Source organism: Thomasclavelia cocleata (genome assembly GCF_900102365.1).
GTDB lineage: Bacteria > Bacillota_I > Bacilli_A > Erysipelotrichales > Coprobacillaceae > Thomasclavelia > Thomasclavelia cocleata.
This window is the reverse complement of record NZ_FOIN01000018.1, coordinates 24,329-45,663: the sequence shown is the minus strand read 5'-3', so window position 1 is coordinate 45,663 and position 21,335 is coordinate 24,329. Positions and strand designations below refer to the sequence as shown.

Below are 21,335 nucleotides of genomic sequence, written 5' to 3'. Positions count from 1 at the left end.
CTCACAAAAAAGACTAGAATAACTAGTCTTCCATTTGAATATTTAAATGATTATATGCTTCAAAAGTAGCAATTCTTCCCCTTGGTGTTCTTTTAATTAATCCAATTTGTAATAAATATGGTTCATACACATCCTCCAATGTTTGAGGCTCTTCACCAATTGAAGCAGCTAATGACTCTAATCCTACTGGCCCCCCTTTGAAACGATGAATAATCCCTAATAAATACTTATGATCAACATCATCCAAACCTAATTGATCAACTTTTAAACGATCAAGCGCCTCAATAGTTCTTTCTTTTGTAATTACATCTTCACCATTAAATTGAGCAAAATCACGAACTCTTCGAAATAACCTGTTAGCAATTCGTGGTGTCCCTCTAGAACGCATGGCTAATGCTGTTTTAGCATCATCATCCATTGGCATTTGATAAACTCTACTAGTTCGATCAATTATCGTTTTTAAATCTGTTTCATCATAATATTCTAATTTAGAAACAATTCCAAAACGATCACGTAATGGTGCAGACAGATCTCCTGCCCGTGTAGTAGCACCTACTAAAGTAAAAGGAGGCAAATCTATTCGCACCGATCTAGTCGAAGCTTCTTTACCAATAACAACATCAACACAAAAATCTTCCATTGCAGGATATAATATTTCCTCAACGACTTTATTCAAACGATGTATTTCATCAATAAACAATACATCTCCTGGTTCTAAAGCTGTTAATATCGCAACTAAATCCCCTGTCTTTTCAATACTTGGTCCAGTAGTAATCTTAATATTAGTCCCCATTTCATTAGCAATAATCATTGACATTGTTGTTTTTCCTAAACCTGGTGGTCCATATAACAAAACATGATCAAGTGATTCATCTCGCAACTTTGCTGCACCAACAAAAACTTTTAAATTTTCCTTTAAATTTGTCTGTCCAACATATTCATCAAACGATGAAGGCCTTAAACTGCTTTCATCATCTTCACATATATTAGCATCAAGAATTTCATTTCTGCTCATATGCTACCTCCTTATTTCACTAATAAGCTAAGTGCTCTTTTTACATATCCATTAGTATCTAGCTTTTCATTTAATAAAACTGCCAAAACTTTATCTACCTCAGATTTCTTATATCCTAATGCTACAAGCACCTCTGATGCTTCATCTAAATCATTATTATTTATAATCGTAGTTGTCGTATTTTTAAATTTACCTTGGAGATCCAATATAATCTGTTGAGCTGCTTTTGGTCCAATTCCTGGTATTTTTTTTAAATAAGCTACATTACCTGTTTCAATTGCACTAATTATGCTTGTTACATCACCAGTAGCTAAAATTCCAATTGCTGTTTTACACCCAATTCCTTTTACTAAGATCAACTTTAAAAACATTTCTTTTTCTTCATTAGTTTTAAATCCATATAAAAGCAAACCATCTTCTTTAACATATTGATACAAATAAACCTTAATCTCTTTACCTTTAACAAATTCATAAGGATTACTTACATAAACCAAATATCCAATACCATTATTTTCAATTACAATATGATCAATATTAATCTCTACGACCTTTCCAATTATATAACTATACATGATAGACTCCTTTACGTTATTATTATACTATATGTTAATTATTTTTTCGTCTCAAATCTATATCAAAAGTTTCTCAACAATTATATCACCGAATATTAAAAAAACCAACTAAAATAAAGCTGTTCAATAATAAATTTATTTATAAAACTTTAGCTTCATTACTAAAATATGAGGGACTTAACCCTCATATTTTTCTATTTGACAAATATATTTTTTACTATCCTTATCATAAGTAATACCTATCAAAAGTAAGTTATCTAAATATTTTTCTAAGCCAAAATAATATTCTTTTCCTTTAATCTGGGTGATTGCTGTTTCTACTTCCTGATTCCATTTTAATTCAATAATCATTGCTGGTTTATCTCCTTTAGGAATAAACACCATATCTGCAAATCCTTTCCCTGCTGGTAATTCTTTTACTATTGTATAAAAATCCCTCGAACGATAATATGCTAGTGATATAGTATAGCTTAAAGCATTTTCATCATTATACTGTAATAACGATGTTTCCAAATGAGCTTGTTCAATATAATAAGCAACTTTTTCTTCATTTAAATTCCATGTTGCTTTTAAAAGCTCATCACTGTTTATCAATGCAGTAGTTGTTTTTCCCCATGAAGAATTTTTAACTGATTGAACAAATGAATCTATAACCTCTTTATTAGGTATACATACTTCTTTTGTATCCTGATTATAAGCTAAATATCCTAAATGAACCAACAAAGTAAACACATCATCTTTTGATTTGAAGGAAGTCATATCATTTTGAAATGATGTTGTTTGAATATTAATCTTTTCTCCTGACAATAATCATATGATATCATCCTTAAGCCCATCAAAATTCATATCAATATAAATCTGCAAAGCTTCATATGTTTCTGTTGATGTCCAATAATTATTAAATATTCTTCTAGTAATTGAAGCAACTACTGACCTAGGTGAAAATACTGATATCTCTTTTGTTAATTGATAACCATCATACCACTGTTTCAGTATATCAAAACTAACATCATACTTTGCACATAAGTTCTTGACTTCCTTTTCTATAAAACCCATAAATTCATAAATTATACCTGGATCAATCATTGAAATTTCATCAAACATATTTAAAGCACTATGTGTCCCATACTTTTTAATCGGCAGGATTCCTGTCATATAAGCAAGTTCTATATAAGGTTTATCTTTCAATAGATTTCTTAAAAAATCTAAATATTGATTCTGTGCTTCTTTATTCTGAGAATATTCCCTGAAGATATAATCCCATTCATCAATAATAAATATGAATGTCTTGTGAGTTTGATTGTACATATCATTAAGAACTCTAACTAATTTTGTTTTATCAAAATACAATAAATCCTTATATTCTATAAGTAATTTTCAAATAAGTGAGTCATTTACTAATTGTATCATTTTTTCGATATCATATGTTTCACTTAAAAAATCCTGCATATTTAAATGAATAACATTATGCTGATTTAAATGTTTTTGATACAACTCAGTTTCACTAATTTTTAAATTATCGAATAACTTTAATGAATCACACCCTTTAGAATAATATGCAACTAACATATTTGCATCTGTACTCTTTCCAAAACGTCTTGGTCTTGAAACACAAACATATTGCATATTAGTGTTAATTACCTTATTTGTATACTCAATCAACAATGATTTATCTACATATATTTCACTATTTATTGCTATTTCAAAAGATTTATTTCCTGGATTTAAATAAACTGACATACGATCACCCTTTCCATATCATTATACCACCTTTATATCTAAAACACTTCTTTTATTTTTCTTACTTTTTTGATTCGCAATAAAAAAGCTGAACAAAATAATTTTAAGTTATTTTATCCAGCATTATTTTAATTATTCAAAATAATCAAATTCAAAATCAGCAATTGTTACATTATCTCCATCTTTAGCCCCAGCATCTCTTAAAGCTTCATCAACCCCCATATTTCTTAGCTTGATTAATAAACGCTTTAATGAATCATCACTAACTAACGAAGTCATAGCAACCATTCTCTCAATCCGTTTACCAGTAATTTTCCAGTTTCCATTACCTAAATTATGTAATTCAAATGGTTTTTCTTCTTCATCCTCCATTGTATAAAGAACAGTATTTTGTTCATTATCTTCCTCCAATGTAAATACTGGAGCAGCTGCTAAAGTATCAGCAATTGCATATAAAACCTGATCAACACCATCATGGATAATAGCACTAATTGGAAAAACCTTAACATCCTCACCAGCTAATTCTTTAAAACGAGCAAGATTTTCCTCAGCCCCTTCTTCATCCATTTTATTAGCAACAACAATTTGTGGACGTTCCAATAAACGATATTGATACTCACTTAACTCTTTATTTATTGTTACATAATCTTCATAAGGATCTCGACCATCAACTGCCCCCATATCAATAATATGAACAATTACTCGACAGCGTTCAATATGTCTTAAAAACTGATGACCTAACCCTTTACCTTGAGCAGCACCTTCTATCAATCCAGGTAAATCAGCCATAACAAAACTGCGACCATCCTTTACCTGAACAACCCCTAAATTAGGAACAATAGTAGTAAAATGATAATCAGCTATTTCTGGGCGGGCTCTTGATACTACTGAAAGTAGTGTTGATTTACCAACTGAAGGAAATCCCACTAATCCTACATCAGCTAATAACTTTAATTCGCATTGTAAATCGAATTTTTCACCTGGTTCACCACGTTCACAAATTTGTGGTGCAGGATTTCTAGAAGTTGCAAAACGAGCATTCCCACGACCTCCACGACCACCTTTAGCAATTACCACACGCTGTTTATCTTCTGTTAAATCTGCCATGATCTTATTTGTTTCTTCATTGATTATCACTGTTCCAACAGGTACTTTAATCAGTGTATTAATAGCATCTTTACCATGCATTTTTTTAGCCATTCCATTTTGTCCAGCGGGAGCTTTATATAAACTATTATATTTTAAATCCAATAATGTTGATAATGAAGTTGTTGCTTCAAAAATAACACTACCACCTTTTCCACCATCACCACCAGCTGGTCCACCTTTAGGGACATGAGCCTCTCGTCTAAATGCAACAGTTCCATCTCCACCTTTACCAGCTTCTACTCTAATTTTTGCTTTATCAATAAATTGCATAAATCCACCTCTTTTCTTATTATTCTCCAGTTGACACAAAAAAATCCCTTTTCAGGGATTAAATTATGCAGCTGGATAAACTGAAACTTGTTTTCTATCTCTACCAAGTCTTTCGAATTTTACAACTCCATCAACAGTAGCAAATAAAGTATCATCTCCACCTTTACCTACGTTAGTACCTGGATGAATTTTAGTTCCTCTTTGTCTATAAATAATAGACCCTGCAGTACAAAATTGCCCGTCAGATAATTTAGCTCCTAATCTTTTTGATTTAGAATCACGACCATTTTTAGTTGACCCTACCCCTTTTTTAGAAGCGAATAATTGTAAATCTAATTTGAACATCATATGTTACACCTCCATTTTAGATATCTTAATAAATTGACCATAGTTTTCAACCATCGTATCTAAAGTTACTTCAAGTGTCTCTAGCACCACTTGACAAACTTCATCTACTTGATTAACAACTATATTTATATATCCTTCATCAATCTCAATTGTTCCAATACTCTTATCTAAAAAGCCTTTTTTAGATAACATATTCAATACCCCAACTCCAGCAGTAGATACTCCAGCACAGACTAAGTCTTTACCATATACATCACTACCAGCATGTCCAGTTATTTTGAGATTAATAATATGATTTTGTTTTTTTTTAATTAATACATTAATCATTATCCATTGATAGCATTAATTACTAATTTTGTATATGGTTGTCTATGCCCTTGTTTTTTGTGGTAATGTTTTTTAGCATTATATTTATAAATAACAACTTTCTTTTCTTTACCATGTTTTTCAACAGTAGCATCTACAGTAGCCCCTTCAACATAAGGAGTACCTAATTTAGTAGTTTTATCTCCTATTAATAATACTTTATCAAAAACCACTTTTTCTCCTGCTTCAACATCTAATTTTTCTACAAAAATAGTATCACCAGCTTCAACTTTAATTTGTTTTCCACCTGTTTCAATAATTGCGTACATATCGCACCTCCTATTAATATTCTAAGACTCGCCAACCAAGGCAGCATTGCTTTAATACCTCTTATGTGCGGTTGTAGCTAGAGGTCTACAACATTAGTGATTATATTAAATTTATCCAATAAAGTCAATCAGTTTTAAGTTTTTTTATTAAAAAATGTAGAACCTGCTCTTCTTGGTATGTTTTGCCATTTATTATATAAATATTATTATAAGGTCGATAAAAACTGTACTTGCGATTTATTTTATAAAGTTTATATTTATTTTGTTGGAATCGATTTAAATAAAGGCGAATGATCATATACCGAAATTCTTTTATATATTCATAATTTGCATATAATAAATAAAAATATACAAGTAAATATCCAATTTCATTATATAATACAATCAATACCGATAAGGATAATAATGATATTTTTATTTGCAGTTTAATTGCTTGATAATAATCTTTAACCAATGATAATAAAAGCAATAACATTTTAGAGCCATCTAGTGGATAAATTGGTAAAAGATTAAAAATAAAGACTAAACGATTTACCTCTAATAAATATTGACTTCCAATAAATATTTCAATAATAAAATAAATAGGTAAATGAACTGCTAAACCTGCCATCACCATAATTAATTCTTCACATATATGATGAACCCCATAATCATTTACACTTAAAAAAGCACCAAAAGGAAAGATCTCAACTTTATCAATTTCAAAATCAAACTTTTTAGCAAAATAATAATGACCATACTCATGAACACAAACAATAATCAGTGCACTAATATAATTAAAAAAATTATCATTTAAGACACTAATTAAAAGATAAATCAAAGTAAAAGGATGGATATACCAATTATTCCATCCTTTGATACTCTTCATAACTTATCTCTTTACCAAGATGCTCAAATTGTAAAATAAACTTTTTATCATAACTTCCTAGTACCATCCCTTGATCAACCTCATCATATAATGCCACCATCACATTATTAATTTCACTATAAGTAATTGATACATTATTTTTACCTAAAATAACTACATAACCACCTAAACTCTCATCTGTTCCTGTTTCAATAACACGACCAGCTTCTATACTTAAAACTTCATTACTATTATTTTTATAATAATCATCTTCTACATGCTGATAACTAATTTCACTTGACACACTCACATCATCAGAAGGCAGAAAAGAAAATAGTGTATCTGATATCCAGCTTGTAACCATCTTATAATTAGCATCATTTAAAATCATTTTTTTTAAATTTGAACCTGGGTTTAATTTAACATATGACACTGAAACTAAAACTACTAAAATCACAACCATAAACTTAACCATAAAATTATAAAAACATTTAAAATTATCATCATTCAATGGTTGTTTAATTTGACGCCTTTTTTGCATTCTTTTTCTTACATCATCAAGATCATTCATCATATCACCTAATTCATTATATGAAACCAATTAAATTAAAGACTTGATTTATGAATAAAAAAATCGACGAATTAAACTCTTCTTTTTATATTTTAAATATGGTACCTGATGTCCTAATAAACGTTTAGAAATATTAATAAAACAATTATGTAATAAATGATGTTCATTCAAAAAGATTGGTACACCACGATTATTAGCCTCTATCATATCATGACTATCATATACAATTCCAAGTAATGGCAATGATAATATCTCTTTAGCATCATTGATTGTTAGTGAACGAGAACTTTCGATATCATCAACATTTACCTTATTAATAATCATATTAATTGTATTAATTCCTTTTTTCATCAATAATCCCACTACACGATCAGCATCACGTAAAGATGAAACATCAAGATTCACTACTACTATTGCTTCATCAGCTAATGAAGCAGAGTATTCAAATCCCTTTTCCACTCCTGCTGGACTATCTACTATAATAAAATCAAAATCTTTGTTTAATCTTTCTATTAAAGAATTCATTATTTCAGTATCTAAATTTTCAAATGATAATGACTTACAAGAAGGTAATAAACTTAAACCAGCTATTCTTTTATCTTTTACCAATACTTGTTCAATCGTACAACGACCCTCAACAACATCATTCAAATCATAAACAACTCTGTTTTCTAAACCCATCATGACATCAAGATTTTTAAGACCAAAATCGCCATCAATCAAACAAACCTTAAACTTAGAAAAAGCTAGGGCACTAGCCAAATTAACACTTATACTGCTTTTACCTACCCCGCCTTTACCAGAAGTAACTACAATAACTCTAGACATAAATCATGTCCCCCTTATCTAAGAATATTTCATTGTCTTTATAATAAAGCATCGTAAGCTCAGAACTTGTATAACTTTGTCGAGAAACTCCATTAATTCTAATATGAGCATTTTTAAAACACTGACCACTAATTCTTGATTTTGCATTAACACCTTCAATAAAACCACTTACACGACCCATTACATATAATTTTCCACTAAAGCGTACGATTGCCCCTGGGTTTATCTGCCCAATTATTAATGTATCTTGATTTATTTCTAATACTTCACCTGAATGAATTGTCTTTTTAATTACTTTAATATCATTTTTTTGTTCTTTTTTTACCATATTAATGCCATCAAATAATAAAACTTGTTTTTCAAATAATAACTCTAATAATTTTGACAGTTCATGAACACTCAAAATTCGACTTTTAAAGTCAAAAAAAGCCCTTGGAAAATAACCATCACTTTTAAGTAACGGAGACTCTAAAAGGCTTTCTAACTCACTCATTAAACTATTAAATTCTTGACTATCATCAAAAACAAAAACTAGATGACCACTAACCCCTTTTACTTTGATATGCATTGACTTTTCCCTCGAATCCTAATTTCTTATGGATAAAATATATCGGAGCAATCAAAAACATATTGACTACTACTGTCGGTAATAAACGATTTACCACAAAGGTTGCAATTGAAAGCTGTGTTATATTAGTTATCCACACTAACCAATATAACACAATCTCTTGCACGATTATTGTCACAATTACAGTTATAAACATTTCTAAAAGGGTAAAAGTTGCTAATTTTGTATATCTTTTACCTAAAAAAGCATATAAACAATATAATAAAACATAAATTAATAAACTATTAGCATAAACAACTGCATAATACAATCCAGTAACTGTTGCAAAAATATAACGATGCTCATCACCAATCGTATTATTTAATAATGTAAACATCATCAAACCAATACAAGGAATAATTGTGATCCCAGATTTATCAAAATTAAATGGAATATAATAATTAATTACACTATCAACCATAAAACTTAAAGCCATTACTAAATAATATCGATATAATTTCTTATTCATCAACATTTCCTCTAAACACTACTGATACATAACTTAAATCACTAAAATCCTCTGCTGGCTTAACCTTAAGTGTTTTTGTTGTTCCATCTCTAGAAGAATCAAGACCCTCAAAAGTACCAATATATATTCCTTTTGGTGCTTTTTGATCACCACCTAATCCAGAAGTAATAACTTTAGCATTATCCTCTAATTTATCAATATTGCTTAACAATGTAACTTCATAACATTTACTTTCAACATCATAACGTTTTAATAAACCATAAATATTTTGATCACCATTTATAATTTGAACAGGTAAATCAGATATTGGTTTTTCAGTTGTTAATAATTGAACAGTAGCACTAACTTCAGTAACTGATGTTACTTTCCCCACCATTCCTTTAGAAGCAACAACAACCATATCCTTACTTACTCCTGCCATACTTCCTAAATCAATAGTTATTTCATTAGTCCAGCTACCAGCATCTCGAGCAATTACTGTAGCAGTTTTTACATTATATTCAGTAGGTAAATGATCAAGTTTTGTAATCTTTTTCAAATCTTCAATTTCATTAGATAATACATCAGTATTAACCTCTACACTTGCATATGCTGCTAACTTAGCTCTCAAGATCTTGTTTTCATTATATACATCTTTTAATTCATTATACTCATTAAACAAATTACTCACAAATTCGATTGGTTTTTTTATTACATAATACTCTACCACGGCTATTGAATCACTAATCATTCTTTCAATTCCCCACTGTGTTCTAGAAAATATTAAGGAAATACTTGAAAAAACAATAATGGCAACCGTAATTATCAAAATAATTCTTCTATTTCGTTGTTTCTTTCGATTATTCAAATTATCACCTCACACGTCCACTTCATTATAAGGCATTAATATAAAATAATCAATTAACTTTAGACCTCAAAAATCTCTTTTGATGCAAAACTATAAAATTTATTTCTTCCAATAATCAAATGATCAACTACTTCTATCTCTAATTCATCAGCCATTTTATATAATCGCTCAGTTGTTTCAATATCCTGAAGTGAAGGCTCAGGATTACCAGAAGGATGATTATGAATAACCATGATTCGACTACTACCACAAATCAAAGCTTCTTTAAATAATTCCCTCCCACTAATAATAGAGATATTATTACTACCTATAAATACAGTTTTTTCTTTCATCACTTCTAATCTTGAATTTAGACAAAGAACAATTACACGTTCTTGTTGTTCAAACATTAATTTATCTTTAACTAACACATAACCATCTTTAGGTTCTTTAATAACAGGCATTGTCATTTGGGTATTTTTTAATCTTTTTGTAAGTTCAATTACTGCTAATATTTCTATCGCTTTAGCTTTTTTTATCCCATTAATTGAAACAAGCTGGTGATAAGTAATATCTTTTAAATAATTTAAACCTCCAACCTCATTAATTACCCGTTGTGCTAATTCTAATACTGATTCCTGTCTACTGCCTGTTCTTAAAATCAAAGCTAAAAGCTCTACATTATTTAAACTTTCTATCCCATAATGATATGCTTTTTCACGTGGTCGTTCTTCTTGAGGATAATTTTTTATCTTCATGAACTTAACTCTTTGATAATTGCTTCATAGTTTTGTTGTTCAATAACTTCTTTAAAATCACTAGTAAAATTAACTTGTTTAACTACACAAGTAATTCCTTTTTCACTAATAACATTTCCCATTTTTTTAGCTTCCTCCTCATTTAAAAATACTCCTGCAATAACAACAAAATTATTATCTTTTTGATATCTATAATTAGGTTGCTGTAAATCTGTTAGTTTTTTAATCATCTCATTTGCATTTTCTTCCTGTTTATAAATTCCAATCTGTACTATGTAAGCATTGATATTACTCGAAATTGATGAAAAAAACTTTAAATAGAAACTACCAAATAATATTGATAATGCTACTGCTAATACTACAATAAATCTAATTATCTTCATATTCTACCTCCAATAAAGAATATGCAAATAATTATAAAATATGAAAGGCTTTTAGCCTTCCATATTAACGATGTCTTGTAATAGAATAATGCCCTTTTAATAATCTCGCAACATTAATTGCTGTTGCAACAGCAATCACTGAAACAACAAACGGAATTACAAAACCACCACTGACTTGCATTTGTGATGAAACAGGCAATTCCTTCATTCTATCGCCATTCAATTGAAATAATCCTTGGAATTGATAGCCGTCCAGCCGCTGACTTAGCCATCTTATAAACTGCTGTACCCATTATCACACAAAAAAATACTGTCGTAAATCCACCACCAGATATTTGCATCTGACTACTTAATTGTAATTCATTCATCTTTTTTTCCTCCTCTTTTATTTCAGGCCACACATCCACTAAACCTCTTATTATTATTTACAATATAATTACCAATTTTACTTTATAAAAAATAAATTATTTATAAAAATAAACCATATTGTATGTAAAAGGGCTTTAGTGAGTAAATAATCTATTAGAATTGAATAAAAAAGGCTGACAACCTTTCAATAGTTAAAATACTATTAAGTCGTTACAGCCTCTTAATTATTACATTAACTCAATTTTTTCTTTAACAGCATCATATTTAGATTGATAATCTGCTAATTTATTTTTTTCTAATTCAACTTTTTCTTTAGGTGCCTTAGATGTGAATTTTTCATTAGAAAGCATATTTTGACAACGTTTTATTTCACCCTCAAGTTTTTTCAACTGTGTCAATAATTTTTCCTTTTCCGCATCTTTATCAATATAATCACCCAATTCTACAAGTAAAGAATTACCACCTTTAATTGTAATATTAGCTACTTCTCCACCTGTTTCCAAATTATATCCCTGACATACAGCATTACATAATTTTTTGATGTATGGTAAACATTGATTCATTATTTCTTCTAAAGCTATATCTTTAGTATTGATAGAATAAGGCATTTCAATTGCATTTTTAATTGTATATTGTGTTCTAATTTCTCTAATTCCTTTTACAATATCAATTAAATATATAAATTGATCATTTATTGTTTCATCATTAAATTGTTTATTCACTTCTGGCCATGAAGCAATACAAATAGATTCTTCTAAATGAGGAATTGTTTGGAAAATTTCTTCTGTTACAAACGGCATAAATGGGTGTAGCATCTTCACGATTGCATTTAGTACATAAACCAAAGTATTTAAACTAGCTTGTTTTTCTTCATCATTATCACTATTTAAATGAACCTTTGTAAGTTCAATATACCAAGAGCAAAAATCGTCCCAAATAAATTTATACAATTCGCTACCTACATTAACAAACTCAAATTTATCCATATTAATATCAACTTCACAAATAACTTCATTTAAACGATTTAAAATCCATTTATCACATAAGTTAAGATTTTCAAAAGATAAATCTTCATATTTCATTTCATCATCAATATTCATTAAAACAAATCTTGCACTATTCCAAATCTTATTAATAAAATTCCATGACGATTCTAGCTTTTCAGGAATATAACGTAAATCCATTCCTGGTGCTGAATTGGTTGTTAAAAAGAAACGTAATGTATCAGCACCATATTCATCAATAACATCCATTGGGTCTACACCATTACCTAATGATTTAGACATCTTTCTTCCCTGTTCATCACGAATTAATCCATGAATTAAAACATGTTCAAACGGTCTTTGTTCAGTAAAATGTAATGATTGGAAGATCATTCTACTTACCCAGAAGAAAATAATATCATAACCAGTTACAAGGGTATTAGTTGGAAAATAACGCTTAAATAACTCACTATCCACATTAGGCCACCCTAAAGTTGAAAACGGCCAAAGAGCACTAGAAAACCAGGTATCTAAAACATCTTCATCTTGTTTCCAATTTTCTATATCTTCTGGAGCTGTCTTACCTACATAAACTTCCCCAGTAACTTTATGATACCAGGCTGGTACTTGATGTCCCCACCATAACTGTCGAGATATACACCAGTCTTCAATATTTTCCATCCACTGATTAAATGTTTTTTCAAATCGTTCTGGTACAAAATTTACTTTTGAATCTTTTAACTGATTATGTAATGCTGCTTTAGCAAGTGGTTCCATTTTAACAAACCACTGTTTAGATAAATATGGTTCAACGATTGCATTACTTCTTTCTGAATGCCCTACCTGATGCATATGTTTTTCAATATGATCAACTACTCCAGCTGCTTTAAAATCAGCCACTAATGCTTTACGACATTCAAAACGATCCATTCCCTGATACTTATGAGCCATTTCATTCATTGTACCATCATCATTCATACAAATTGGCATTTCTAAGTTATATTTTTTTGCTAAAGTAAAGTCATTAGGATCATGAGCAGGTGTACATTTCATTACTGCTGTTCCAAACGACATATCAATATAACTATCAGCCATGATTGGTAAAGATTCACCATTAGCTGGATTAATTGCTTTTTTACCAACTAAATGCGTATATCTTTCATCATCAGGATGAACAAAAATTGCCTGATCTGCAAACATTGTTTCTGGACGAGTTGTTGCAATAATTAGTTGTTCATCACTATCAACGATTTGATATTTAAAATAATACATTGCCCCTTCAATTTCTTTGTGGATAACTTCAATATTACTTAAAGCAGTTCGTTGCACTGGATCCCAGTTAATAATCCTTTTCCCTTGATAAATCAATCCTTCATTATATAATTTAACAAATACTTCTTTAACTGCATCACTCAAACCATCATCCAAAGTAAAACGCTCTTTAGAATAATCCAATGATAATCCTAATTTTTCCCACTGTGAACGAATAATAGAAGCATATTCCTCTTTCCAAGACCAGGCTTTCTCTAAGAAACCTTCACGTCCTAGATCATAACGTGAAATACCTTCTTCTCGCATTCTAGCCTCAACTTTAGCCTGTGTTGCAATTCCAGCATGATCCATTCCTGGTAACCATAGCGCATCATATCCCTGCATTCTTTTATAACGGATAATCATATCTTGCAAAGTTGTATCCCAAGCATGCCCTAAATGTAATTTTCCAGTTACATTAGGAGGGGGAATTACTATAGCATAAGGTTTTTTACTAGTATCACCAGCTTCAAAATACTTTTTGTCAATCCAATGCTGATATTTTCCTTCCTCAACCTTATGGTGATTGTATTTTGGTTCTAATTGTTTACTCATCAGTCTTTACCTCCATATCAATAAAATCATTTTTATTCTCTCTAATATATTTTCCTGTTTTCAATACAATATCAGATGATTTAAGCATTGACTTTAATTCATCAGTAAAGTCAGCAAAATTGTATTTACCATAATCACTATCATCATCTATTTCTGTATCCTCATCATTTTCAATCATTACTGCCAATTTTTCAGCAGCCTCCATTAATTCTACAACATCATGGCAACCAACAGCTTCAAATGCTTCTTTAGCATAAGATCGATATATACAGTAAGGTTCTTGAATAAAAAAAGTGTGGATCGAACCTTGATTCCCTTTCATTGAAGCTTCAACTTGACAAATCGTATAAACCAATAACTCTCCATGAGTTAAAATATCTTTTAAACTGCCTTTAATTTCTTCTCCCTCATACAATTTATCTTCTTTTGTCATAATATGAAACATTACCGCTTGTGTCAGTTCATCATCAGGAGTTCCATCAAATATCTCACTTGTAAAATTACGATATTTGACTCGATTCTCCTCATATTCTATTTGTTGTTTTTGTTGAGCTTTCATTTTCCCACTAGCAGAATATAGCCAGAAAATACAAGCACCTGCAAAAAATATCCAAATAATTGAATTGTCCATATTTTCCTCCTCAAAATAAAAAAGCACCGTCATAAGGACGAATGCTCGTGGTACCACCTTACTTCACATAATAACTTATGTCTCAAAACTTTAACGCAGTTATACGTGTCTACCTACTACTTTCAATAAACATGCTCCTAGGCTACCTTCAATCTATTATCTTATCCCATTTCCACCTTAAGGGACTCTCTATAAAGCCTCTAGATTTACTCCTCCTGATCATTGCTAAAACCATTCTAACAAAATCCTACCTACTAGTCAATTGAAAGCTTTTTATTTAATGAAGAAATAGAGTCTAAATAATATAGTAACCTTGACATAGTAATAATATTATTTATTTCATCATGATCTAATTTAATGATTGGAACTACATGTAATAAACATTGTAATAATAATCTTTCCTCTTTTAATAATTTCAATTTACAAAAATAACTATCTAAAATTATATCAAAATCAAAAATAAGTTCTGGTATTTTTTGATACATATTATAAATATCATAAATACATAAATTAATCTTAATATAATCAATTGAAATCAATTTACTTTCTTTCATCATAATATGATTATAATTAAAATTATTATAAGTTAAACATAATCTTATTGAATCTAAATTACAAACATAATTCTGATAACACTCCAACAACTCTAAAGCATTATTTAAACAACATTCTATTCGATGATAATTTAATACAAACATCCATCCAGTTGGACTACGATATGCTAGCGTTTCAAAATTTTTCATCAATTCTTCATAATATAATTTTCGCTCACAAATAATCTTTTCAATATCTTCTATTTGACGTTTAAAAAAACTTTTTGAAACACTATAATTAAAAAATGAAGTTGTATGAAGATAAGCAAGACATTCATAATAAAACTTTAACTTTAATTCTTTAATTATTACATTATCATTTGCTAACCAAGGACTAAGATAAAAAGTTTTACCCTCACTAGTTGTCAATATTTGTTGACGAGAATTCTTAATAATTGGTAAAAAACATTTTAAATGCAAACTCTCAATATGATCCCATACAACTGTTATACTATTATCTTCCACAAACTTTAAGCAAAAAAAGCCTTCTTTACATTTAACTTTATAAACTTTTTTAGATACCTTTATATAACCAATAACTTCTAATGCATAGGCTTCCTTAATTACCTTACTTACATACATATGGAATAATTAAAACACTGCCAGGTTCCAATACTTTATCCTGGTTGTAGTCTCGAATTATATTTTCATCCACACTGTAACGAGTAGCCACATCACCATAACTATCATTTTCTTTTACAATGTATAAATAATAAGTACCTACACTATCACTGGTATCTTGAAAGATTGGTCGTGATTTGCTTTGATAAACTTTTTCTTGTAACTGCTCGCTAATTTCCTCTGCTACTGCCGCTTCTTTTGCCACCATCGCCTCCTTTGTCACTGCTGTTTCTTTTGATGAAACTATTTTATCAACAGTTACCTCTTTAGCCTTGACTTCAGGAACAAACGTCGCACTATTTTCAACTACGACATCTTGATAAACTGCATGTGGTTTCTCAACTACCTCCACTCTTTTCACTGCCTCAGGCTTTTTAACGGGCTTTACTTCAACAATTGGCTTATTTTCCTCAATTACTTCTGTCTCTCTAACCGCTTCCATTACTGGTGTGACTGTTTTAGTTTCGACTGGCTTATCTTCTCGAATTAGATTTTCAATTTCTTCCAAAGTATCTTCATTTGCAAAACTATCATCTCTTACATAACGATCTTCTCCTTCAACTACACCATGAATTCCGACTTCAATTTTAATCTGTACATTCCCATCTTTAATAAAATAATCAAAATCTTCAACTTTAATATTAAAATCTCGTTGATCTACAATCTTATCAAAAGTAGCTAAAACATCCATTTCAATATTTTCTTCAAAATTCTTACCTTCGTTATACTCTCCTTTAACAATCAAACTTCCGATTGCTCTAACCCCAACACTTTCAATCTTGTAATTAATCGACTCATCAACCGATAAAGATAACAAATCTTTCAACTGATGATTCAAATCAACCCACTTTTCAAAATATATCTTTTGCATAATTACCTCCCACCAAACTATATGCAAAAAAAACTAAAATATGAAAAAAGACAGCCAAGCTGTCTAATTAAAATCAATATCACATAATTCATAAATATAATTCCAAGCTTCTTCTATACCTATTTTCTTTAAACTTGAAAAACGAACAAATTTATCTTCAGGATGAAATCCCAATGTATCCTTAATTATCTTTTCATTTTTCTTTAAATCATTTCTTTTGAGTTTATCTTCCTTAGTTGCCACAACCAAAACAGGAACATTATGATGTTTAACAAACTCATACATCATTACATCATCTTTAGTTGGTTTATGACGATAATCAACTAATAAGATAAATCCTTTCAATGTCGAACGTAATGTAATATATTCATCCATTGTTTTACCAAATTGTTTTGTGATATTATCATTAACTTTTGCATATCCATACCCAGGAACATCAACAAAGTATAGAGCATCATTAACATTAAAGAAATTTAATGTTCTTGTTTTCCCAGGAGTACTAGAAACTTTAGCTAAACCATTACGATTTAACATTGCATTTATAAAACTGCTTTTCCCTACATTACTACGACCCGCTAGACACATTTCAGGATAGCTTTCTTCAGGCCATTGACTTTTCCAAGCTGCTGAAAGTACATATTCAGCTTTTTTAATTTTTACCATTTTTTATCACCTCTTTCATTGTATCATAAGATATGAAAAAAGGGTTGTCTTTTAACCCTTTTATTTAACTAATGCATGTTCTAAAACTGTATCAATATGATCAGCTAAAACAATTTCCAAATCATCTTGAACCGATTTTGGAATATCATCAATATCTTTTGCATTATCTTTAGGAATAATAATCTTTTTAATTCCTGAACGATGTGCAGATATAGATTTTTCTTTTAATCCTCCAATTGGAAGAACATTACCTCTTAATGTAATTTCTCCTGTCATCGCAACATCATTACGCACAGGTTTATTTTTAAACGCTGAATAAATTGCTGTTGTTAAGGTTACCCCCGCACTAGGACCATCTTTTTTAACTGCCCCTTCTGGTACATGGATATGAATATCCTCTTTATCAAAAGCTATTTTATCAAGACCATATTTATCCTTATTAGCTTTCATATAATCAAGGGCAATCGAAGCTGATTCTTTCATTACATCACCTAATTGTCCGGTAATTATAAATTTACCTGAACCTTGGAAATGGTTTACTTCAATTGGTAAAATATCTCCACCAAACTGAGTATAAGCCATTCCTGTTACAACTCCAATTTGACTATGATCTAATTTTTTAGTATGTTCAAATGGTGCTTTACCAAGATACTGTTCAAGTTCTGTTGTTATAATGATCTTCTTCTCTTTACCTTTTAAAATAACCAAAACTGCTTTACGACAAACTTTAGCAATCAATCGTTCTAAATCACGTACCCCAGCTTCACGAGTATAATGACGAATAATAGCCATTACTGCATCATCTTCAAAAATTAACTGCTCAGAATTCAAACCATGCATCTCTAATTGTTTCTTTATTAAATGATTTTTAGCAATCATTAATTTTTCTTGTTCTGTATATGAAGAAAGTTCAATTATTTCTAAACGATCTCTTAATGGTGCTGGAATATTTCCTAAATCATTAGCTGTTGCAATAAACAGTACTTTAGACAAATCATAAGGTTCTTCTAAGTAATTATCAGAAAATTGACTGTTTTGCTCAGGATCAAGTACTTCCAGCATTGCACTAGTTGGATCACCTTTATAATCACTAGACATCTTATCAATTTCATCTAATAAGAAGACTGGATTAACAACCCCAGCTTTTTTCATACTTTGAATAATTCTACCTGGCATAGATCCTAAATAAGTACGACGATGCCCTCTAACTTCAGCTTCGTCTTTAACGCCTCCTAATGATGCTTTAACAAACTTTCGATCTAATGCTCTAGCAATACTTTTAGCAAGTGAAGTTTTCCCAACTCCTGGTGGCCCAGCTAAGCAAATGATTGGCGCTTTTAGATTTTGAGTCATCTGTTTTACAGCTAAGTGTTCTACGATTCTTTCTTTAACTTTTTCTAAACCATAATGATCTGTATTTAAAACATCCTCAACTTTTTGGATATTCTCTACATCTTTGGTTTCTTGATACCAAGGGACTTTTAACATCCAATCAATATATGTTCTAACAACATTTGCTTCTGATGAAGCAGCAGGCATTGTCTCAAAACGTCTTAGTTCTTCTTCAATTTTTTCCCTAACATATTGAGGATAAGGATTATTTTCTAATTCTTCACGAATACTTTCTGCATCATCTTCTTTAGGAACAGTATCACCCAACTCTTCTTTTATCGCTTTTAATTTTTCACGTAAATAATATTCACGTTGATTTTCATCAATACTTTCACGTACTTTACGATTTATCGTTTCTTCGATCTCACCAATTACTTTTTCAGATTCAATTGAACTAGCAACTAATAACAATCGTTCATTAACATTAACTGTCTCTAAGATTTGTTGCTTTTGTTTAAAATCAATTGGTAAGTATTGCCCAATCGTATTAGCTAAAACACTTGCAGATACACCACTAGTTAGACGATTGATAGAATCTAAAGGCATATTAGGCATACTTCTTTTTGCCTGTTCAAAATATGAAGTAGTTTTACGAACTAAAGCTATTTCTTCATTACGATCACCAAATTCATCTTCAAGAACCGTAACTGTAGAATAAATAGCACCTTCTTTTTCGATAAAATTTTCTAATTTGATTCTTTTTGCACCAATTACAGTTAATTTAATTGTACCTGAACTATCACGACGTACTTTACGATCAATTTTACAAATTGTACCAATATGATACACATCATCAAAAGAAGGATTATCCACTAAGGGATTGATTTGAGAGACAAAGATTATATTGTTATCATGCTCTCTAGTACTTAATTCAAGTGCTTTTAAACTCACAGGACGTCCAACATCTAATGTCAATTTATTTTCTGGGAAAACGATCATGCCCCTAGTACAAACTACCGGTAAAGTTAATACAGTTTGTTCGTTCACTTTAATTCCTCCTATTTTCTATTTTACTAAAAAGACGCATGAGCGCCTTTTTATTTCTTTAAGTTATCTTTTACTAATTCAATAGCTTTACGAGTTAATAAATCATTTTCGATTCGGCTCATATTTCCTTCAAAAATTTTCTTAACTTCAGCTAACTCTTTTTTATAATAATCTGCAATTGTTTGTAATTCAGTTTCTAATTCTTCATCACTAACAACTAATTTTTCTTCTTCAATAATAGCAGCAAGAATAGCATTTATTTTAACACGTTTCTCTGCTTGTGGTTTTACATCTTCTTTAATTGCATCCTTATTCTTACCAGTAAATTGTTCATATACTTCAAAGTTTAAACCTTGTCTTTGTAAATTTTGTTCAATTTCTTTTAATAACATTTCTTGTTCTTCTTTTAATAAAGCTTCACTAGTTTCAACTTTTGAATTAGCAATCAATGCATCATAGATATCATCCATGAATTTTTGTTCATTTTCATTTTCTTTACGATTTTTGATATTAGCCTTGATATGATCCTTTAATTGATCTAAAGTTTCAACACCATCAATATTAACATCTTTAGCTAATTCATCATCAATTTCAGGTAAATGTTTTTCTTTAATTTCATGAACAGTTACTTTAAAAACAGCTTCTTTTCCAGCTAAATCTACAGCTCCATAATCTTTTGGGAATGTAATTTTAATTTCTTCTTCTTTATCAACACCCATACCAACTAATTGTTCTTCAAATCCAGAAACAAATGAACCACTACCAATCTCTAATGGATAATTTTCACCTTTTCCACCTTCAAAAGCAACACCATCAATAAATCCTTCAAAATCAATCACAGCAGTGTCACCATCAGCAACATTTCCATCTTCTTTTACTGATAATTCAGCAAATTGACTTTGATAATTTGTTAATTGTTCTTCAATTTCTTTTTTAGTTACTGTTACACGTGTTTTCTTAACTTCTAATCCCTTATATTCTCCAAGTTCAACTTCAGGTTTTACAGGAACTAATATTCTTACTTCTAATTCTTCTTCACTTACTTTATTAATATTTAAAGCTGGTTGTGCTAATGGTTCAACCTTAGCATCATTTAAGATTTTAACAAAGTTTGCTTGTAAGATCATATCAGTAGCTTCTTCTAAGATACTACCTTTAGATACTCTTGCTTTAACCATAGCAATAGGTGCCTTCCCTGGTCTAAATCCATCAATCTTAACTTTTTTAGCTAATTTGTTTAATGCTTTTTTTTGAGTTTCTTTCCATTCATCTACATCAAATGCTACTGTTAATTCAACAATCGCATTTTCTAATTTTTTATTATCGATTTTCATACAATTC

Annotated in this window: 24 protein-coding genes, 1 pseudogene and 2 other annotated features; all 25 genes and pseudogenes read right to left on the bottom strand. The window is 29.9% G+C overall.

Annotation, left to right across the window (positions count from 1 at the left end):
* Positions 1 to 22: 22 nt before the first annotated feature.
* A complete protein-coding gene (gene ruvB, locus BMW96_RS07935) occupies positions 23 to 1,015 on the bottom strand; it encodes a Holliday junction branch migration DNA helicase RuvB (protein WP_092354243.1) in 993 nt (330 codons plus the stop codon).
* Positions 1,016 to 1,026: 11 nt separating this feature from the next.
* Positions 1,027 to 1,587: a Holliday junction branch migration protein RuvA gene (ruvA, locus tag BMW96_RS07930; RefSeq protein ID WP_092354241.1), complete on the bottom strand. Its 561-nt coding sequence runs from the start codon at positions 1,585 to 1,587 to the stop codon at positions 1,027 to 1,029.
* Positions 1,588 to 1,764: 177 nt separating this feature from the next.
* Positions 1,765 to 2,394, bottom strand: a complete 630-nt coding sequence (locus tag BMW96_RS14485; protein WP_244881287.1) for a PD-(D/E)XK nuclease domain-containing protein — start codon at positions 2,392 to 2,394, stop codon at positions 1,765 to 1,767.
* Positions 2,395 to 2,397: 3 nt separating this feature from the next.
* A pseudogene (locus BMW96_RS14480) lies at positions 2,398 to 3,327 on the bottom strand (AAA family ATPase).
* A 132-nt stretch (positions 3,328 to 3,459) separates the two neighbouring features.
* The gene (obgE, locus tag BMW96_RS07920; protein ID WP_092354239.1) at positions 3,460 to 4,746 is read right to left on the bottom strand and encodes a GTPase ObgE; all 1,287 of its coding nucleotides are present in this window, start codon (positions 4,744 to 4,746) and stop codon (positions 3,460 to 3,462) included.
* Between the two features lie 63 nt (positions 4,747 to 4,809).
* The gene (rpmA, locus tag BMW96_RS07915; protein ID WP_092354237.1) at positions 4,810 to 5,094 is read right to left on the bottom strand and encodes a 50S ribosomal protein L27; all 285 of its coding nucleotides are present in this window, start codon (positions 5,092 to 5,094) and stop codon (positions 4,810 to 4,812) included.
* A gap of 3 nt (positions 5,095 to 5,097) precedes the next feature.
* On the bottom strand, positions 5,098 to 5,421 hold the full coding sequence (locus BMW96_RS07910) for a ribosomal-processing cysteine protease Prp (protein ID WP_092354235.1): 324 nt from the start codon (positions 5,419 to 5,421) through the stop codon (positions 5,098 to 5,100).
* Positions 5,421 to 5,729, bottom strand: coding sequence for a 50S ribosomal protein L21 (gene rplU, locus BMW96_RS07905; protein ID WP_092354233.1), 309 nt, complete (start codon positions 5,727 to 5,729; stop codon positions 5,421 to 5,423). The genes BMW96_RS07910 and rplU overlap by 1 nt, the downstream gene beginning before the upstream one ends.
* Positions 5,730 to 5,743: 14 nt before the next feature.
* Positions 5,744 to 5,812: a sequence feature (ribosomal protein L21 leader region), on the bottom strand.
* A 41-nt stretch (positions 5,813 to 5,853) separates the two neighbouring features.
* Complete coding sequence (locus tag BMW96_RS07900) at positions 5,854 to 6,597, bottom strand: site-2 protease family protein (protein ID WP_092354231.1); 744 nt, start codon at positions 6,595 to 6,597, stop codon at positions 5,854 to 5,856.
* On the bottom strand, positions 6,572 to 7,147 hold the full coding sequence (locus tag BMW96_RS07895; protein ID WP_092354228.1) for a M23 family metallopeptidase: 576 nt from the start codon (positions 7,145 to 7,147) through the stop codon (positions 6,572 to 6,574). Before BMW96_RS07895 ends, BMW96_RS07900 begins: the two co-directional genes overlap by 26 nt.
* A 48-nt stretch (positions 7,148 to 7,195) precedes the next feature.
* The gene (gene minD, locus BMW96_RS07890; RefSeq protein WP_092354226.1) at positions 7,196 to 7,975 is read right to left on the bottom strand and encodes a septum site-determining protein MinD; all 780 of its coding nucleotides are present in this window, start codon (positions 7,973 to 7,975) and stop codon (positions 7,196 to 7,198) included.
* Positions 7,968 to 8,543 (bottom strand): septum site-determining protein MinC, encoded by a 576-nt coding sequence (locus BMW96_RS07885; RefSeq protein WP_092354224.1) that lies wholly within the window; start codon positions 8,541 to 8,543, stop codon positions 7,968 to 7,970. Before BMW96_RS07885 ends, minD begins: the two co-directional genes overlap by 8 nt.
* Positions 8,518 to 9,051: a rod shape-determining protein MreD gene (locus BMW96_RS07880; protein ID WP_092354222.1), complete on the bottom strand. Its 534-nt coding sequence runs from the start codon at positions 9,049 to 9,051 to the stop codon at positions 8,518 to 8,520. The genes BMW96_RS07885 and BMW96_RS07880 overlap by 26 nt, the downstream gene beginning before the upstream one ends.
* On the bottom strand, positions 9,044 to 9,898 hold the full coding sequence (gene mreC, locus BMW96_RS07875) for a rod shape-determining protein MreC (protein WP_092354220.1): 855 nt from the start codon (positions 9,896 to 9,898) through the stop codon (positions 9,044 to 9,046). The genes BMW96_RS07880 and mreC overlap by 8 nt, the downstream gene beginning before the upstream one ends.
* 59 nt (positions 9,899 to 9,957) lie before the next feature.
* The gene (radC, locus tag BMW96_RS07870) at positions 9,958 to 10,635 is read right to left on the bottom strand and encodes a RadC family protein (protein ID WP_092354218.1); all 678 of its coding nucleotides are present in this window, start codon (positions 10,633 to 10,635) and stop codon (positions 9,958 to 9,960) included.
* Positions 10,632 to 11,018 (bottom strand): SPOR domain-containing protein, encoded by a 387-nt coding sequence (locus BMW96_RS07865; protein WP_092354216.1) that lies wholly within the window; start codon positions 11,016 to 11,018, stop codon positions 10,632 to 10,634. Before BMW96_RS07865 ends, radC begins: the two co-directional genes overlap by 4 nt.
* 64 nt (positions 11,019 to 11,082) lie before the next feature.
* The gene (locus BMW96_RS14130; protein WP_172472314.1) at positions 11,083 to 11,226 is read right to left on the bottom strand and encodes a hypothetical protein; all 144 of its coding nucleotides are present in this window, start codon (positions 11,224 to 11,226) and stop codon (positions 11,083 to 11,085) included.
* A gap of 1 nt (position 11,227) precedes the next feature.
* Entirely contained in the window at positions 11,228 to 11,386 is a 159-nt protein-coding gene (locus BMW96_RS14125) for a hypothetical protein (RefSeq protein ID WP_169924251.1), read from the bottom strand.
* 228 nt (positions 11,387 to 11,614) lie between these two features.
* Positions 11,615 to 14,236, bottom strand: a complete 2,622-nt coding sequence (locus BMW96_RS07855) for a valine--tRNA ligase (protein WP_092354212.1) — start codon at positions 14,234 to 14,236, stop codon at positions 11,615 to 11,617.
* Positions 14,229 to 14,867, bottom strand: a complete 639-nt coding sequence (locus BMW96_RS07850) for a DMP19 family protein (protein ID WP_092354210.1) — start codon at positions 14,865 to 14,867, stop codon at positions 14,229 to 14,231. Before BMW96_RS07850 ends, BMW96_RS07855 begins: the two co-directional genes overlap by 8 nt.
* A gap of 30 nt (positions 14,868 to 14,897) precedes the next feature.
* Positions 14,898 to 15,099: a binding site (T-box leader), on the bottom strand.
* A gap of 22 nt (positions 15,100 to 15,121) precedes the next feature.
* Positions 15,122 to 16,042 (bottom strand): hypothetical protein, encoded by a 921-nt coding sequence (locus tag BMW96_RS07845; RefSeq protein WP_092354208.1) that lies wholly within the window; start codon positions 16,040 to 16,042, stop codon positions 15,122 to 15,124.
* Complete coding sequence (locus BMW96_RS07840; protein WP_092354206.1) at positions 16,029 to 16,952, bottom strand: LysM peptidoglycan-binding domain-containing protein; 924 nt, start codon at positions 16,950 to 16,952, stop codon at positions 16,029 to 16,031. The genes BMW96_RS07845 and BMW96_RS07840 overlap by 14 nt, the downstream gene beginning before the upstream one ends.
* Before the next feature lie 63 nt (positions 16,953 to 17,015).
* On the bottom strand, positions 17,016 to 17,615 hold the full coding sequence (gene yihA, locus BMW96_RS07835) for a ribosome biogenesis GTP-binding protein YihA/YsxC (RefSeq protein WP_092354204.1): 600 nt from the start codon (positions 17,613 to 17,615) through the stop codon (positions 17,016 to 17,018).
* A gap of 60 nt (positions 17,616 to 17,675) precedes the next feature.
* A complete protein-coding gene (gene lon, locus BMW96_RS07830) occupies positions 17,676 to 19,994 on the bottom strand; it encodes an endopeptidase La (protein WP_092354202.1) in 2,319 nt (772 codons plus the stop codon).
* 50 nt (positions 19,995 to 20,044) lie between these two features.
* The gene (tig, locus tag BMW96_RS07825; RefSeq protein ID WP_092354200.1) at positions 20,045 to 21,328 is read right to left on the bottom strand and encodes a trigger factor; all 1,284 of its coding nucleotides are present in this window, start codon (positions 21,326 to 21,328) and stop codon (positions 20,045 to 20,047) included.
* Between the last annotated feature and the right edge of the window lie 7 nt (positions 21,329 to 21,335).

Bases quoted from the DNA above. Each gene is read 5' to 3' on its own strand.
- ruvB (WP_092354243.1), bottom strand. From the start codon at position 1,015: ATGAGCAGAAATGAAATTCTTGATGCTAATATATGTGAAGATGATGAA.
- ruvA (WP_092354241.1), bottom strand. From the start codon at position 1,587: ATGTATAGTTATATAATTGGAAAGGTCGTAGAGATTAATATTGATCAT.
- obgE (WP_092354239.1), bottom strand. From the start codon at position 4,746: ATGCAATTTATTGATAAAGCAAAAATTAGAGTAGAAGCTGGTAAAGGT.
- rpmA (WP_092354237.1), bottom strand. From the start codon at position 5,094: ATGATGTTCAAATTAGATTTACAATTATTCGCTTCTAAAAAAGGGGTA.
- BMW96_RS07910 (WP_092354235.1), bottom strand. From the start codon at position 5,421: ATGATTAATGTATTAATTAAAAAAAAACAAAATCATATTATTAATCTC.
- rplU (WP_092354233.1), bottom strand. From the start codon at position 5,729: ATGTACGCAATTATTGAAACAGGTGGAAAACAAATTAAAGTTGAAGCT.
- BMW96_RS07900 (WP_092354231.1), bottom strand. From the start codon at position 6,597: ATGAAGAGTATCAAAGGATGGAATAATTGGTATATCCATCCTTTTACT.
- BMW96_RS07895 (WP_092354228.1), bottom strand. From the start codon at position 7,147: ATGAATGATCTTGATGATGTAAGAAAAAGAATGCAAAAAAGGCGTCAA.
- minD (WP_092354226.1), bottom strand. From the start codon at position 7,975: ATGTCTAGAGTTATTGTAGTTACTTCTGGTAAAGGCGGGGTAGGTAAA.
- BMW96_RS07885 (WP_092354224.1), bottom strand. From the start codon at position 8,543: ATGCATATCAAAGTAAAAGGGGTTAGTGGTCATCTAGTTTTTGTTTTT.
- BMW96_RS07880 (WP_092354222.1), bottom strand. From the start codon at position 9,051: ATGAATAAGAAATTATATCGATATTATTTAGTAATGGCTTTAAGTTTT.
- radC (WP_092354218.1), bottom strand. From the start codon at position 10,635: ATGAAGATAAAAAATTATCCTCAAGAAGAACGACCACGTGAAAAAGCA.
- BMW96_RS07865 (WP_092354216.1), bottom strand. From the start codon at position 11,018: ATGAAGATAATTAGATTTATTGTAGTATTAGCAGTAGCATTATCAATA.
- BMW96_RS14130 (WP_172472314.1), bottom strand. From the start codon at position 11,226: ATGAAGGAATTGCCTGTTTCATCACAAATGCAAGTCAGTGGTGGTTTT.
- BMW96_RS14125 (WP_169924251.1), bottom strand. From the start codon at position 11,386: ATGAATGAATTACAATTAAGTAGTCAGATGCAAATATCTGGTGGTGGA.
- BMW96_RS07855 (WP_092354212.1), bottom strand. From the start codon at position 14,236: ATGAGTAAACAATTAGAACCAAAATACAATCACCATAAGGTTGAGGAA.
- BMW96_RS07850 (WP_092354210.1), bottom strand. From the start codon at position 14,867: ATGGACAATTCAATTATTTGGATATTTTTTGCAGGTGCTTGTATTTTC.
- BMW96_RS07845 (WP_092354208.1), bottom strand. From the start codon at position 16,042: ATGTATGTAAGTAAGGTAATTAAGGAAGCCTATGCATTAGAAGTTATT.
- BMW96_RS07840 (WP_092354206.1), bottom strand. From the start codon at position 16,952: ATGCAAAAGATATATTTTGAAAAGTGGGTTGATTTGAATCATCAGTTG.
- yihA (WP_092354204.1), bottom strand. From the start codon at position 17,615: ATGGTAAAAATTAAAAAAGCTGAATATGTACTTTCAGCAGCTTGGAAA.
- tig (WP_092354200.1), bottom strand. From the start codon at position 21,328: ATGAAAATCGATAATAAAAAATTAGAAAATGCGATTGTTGAATTAACA.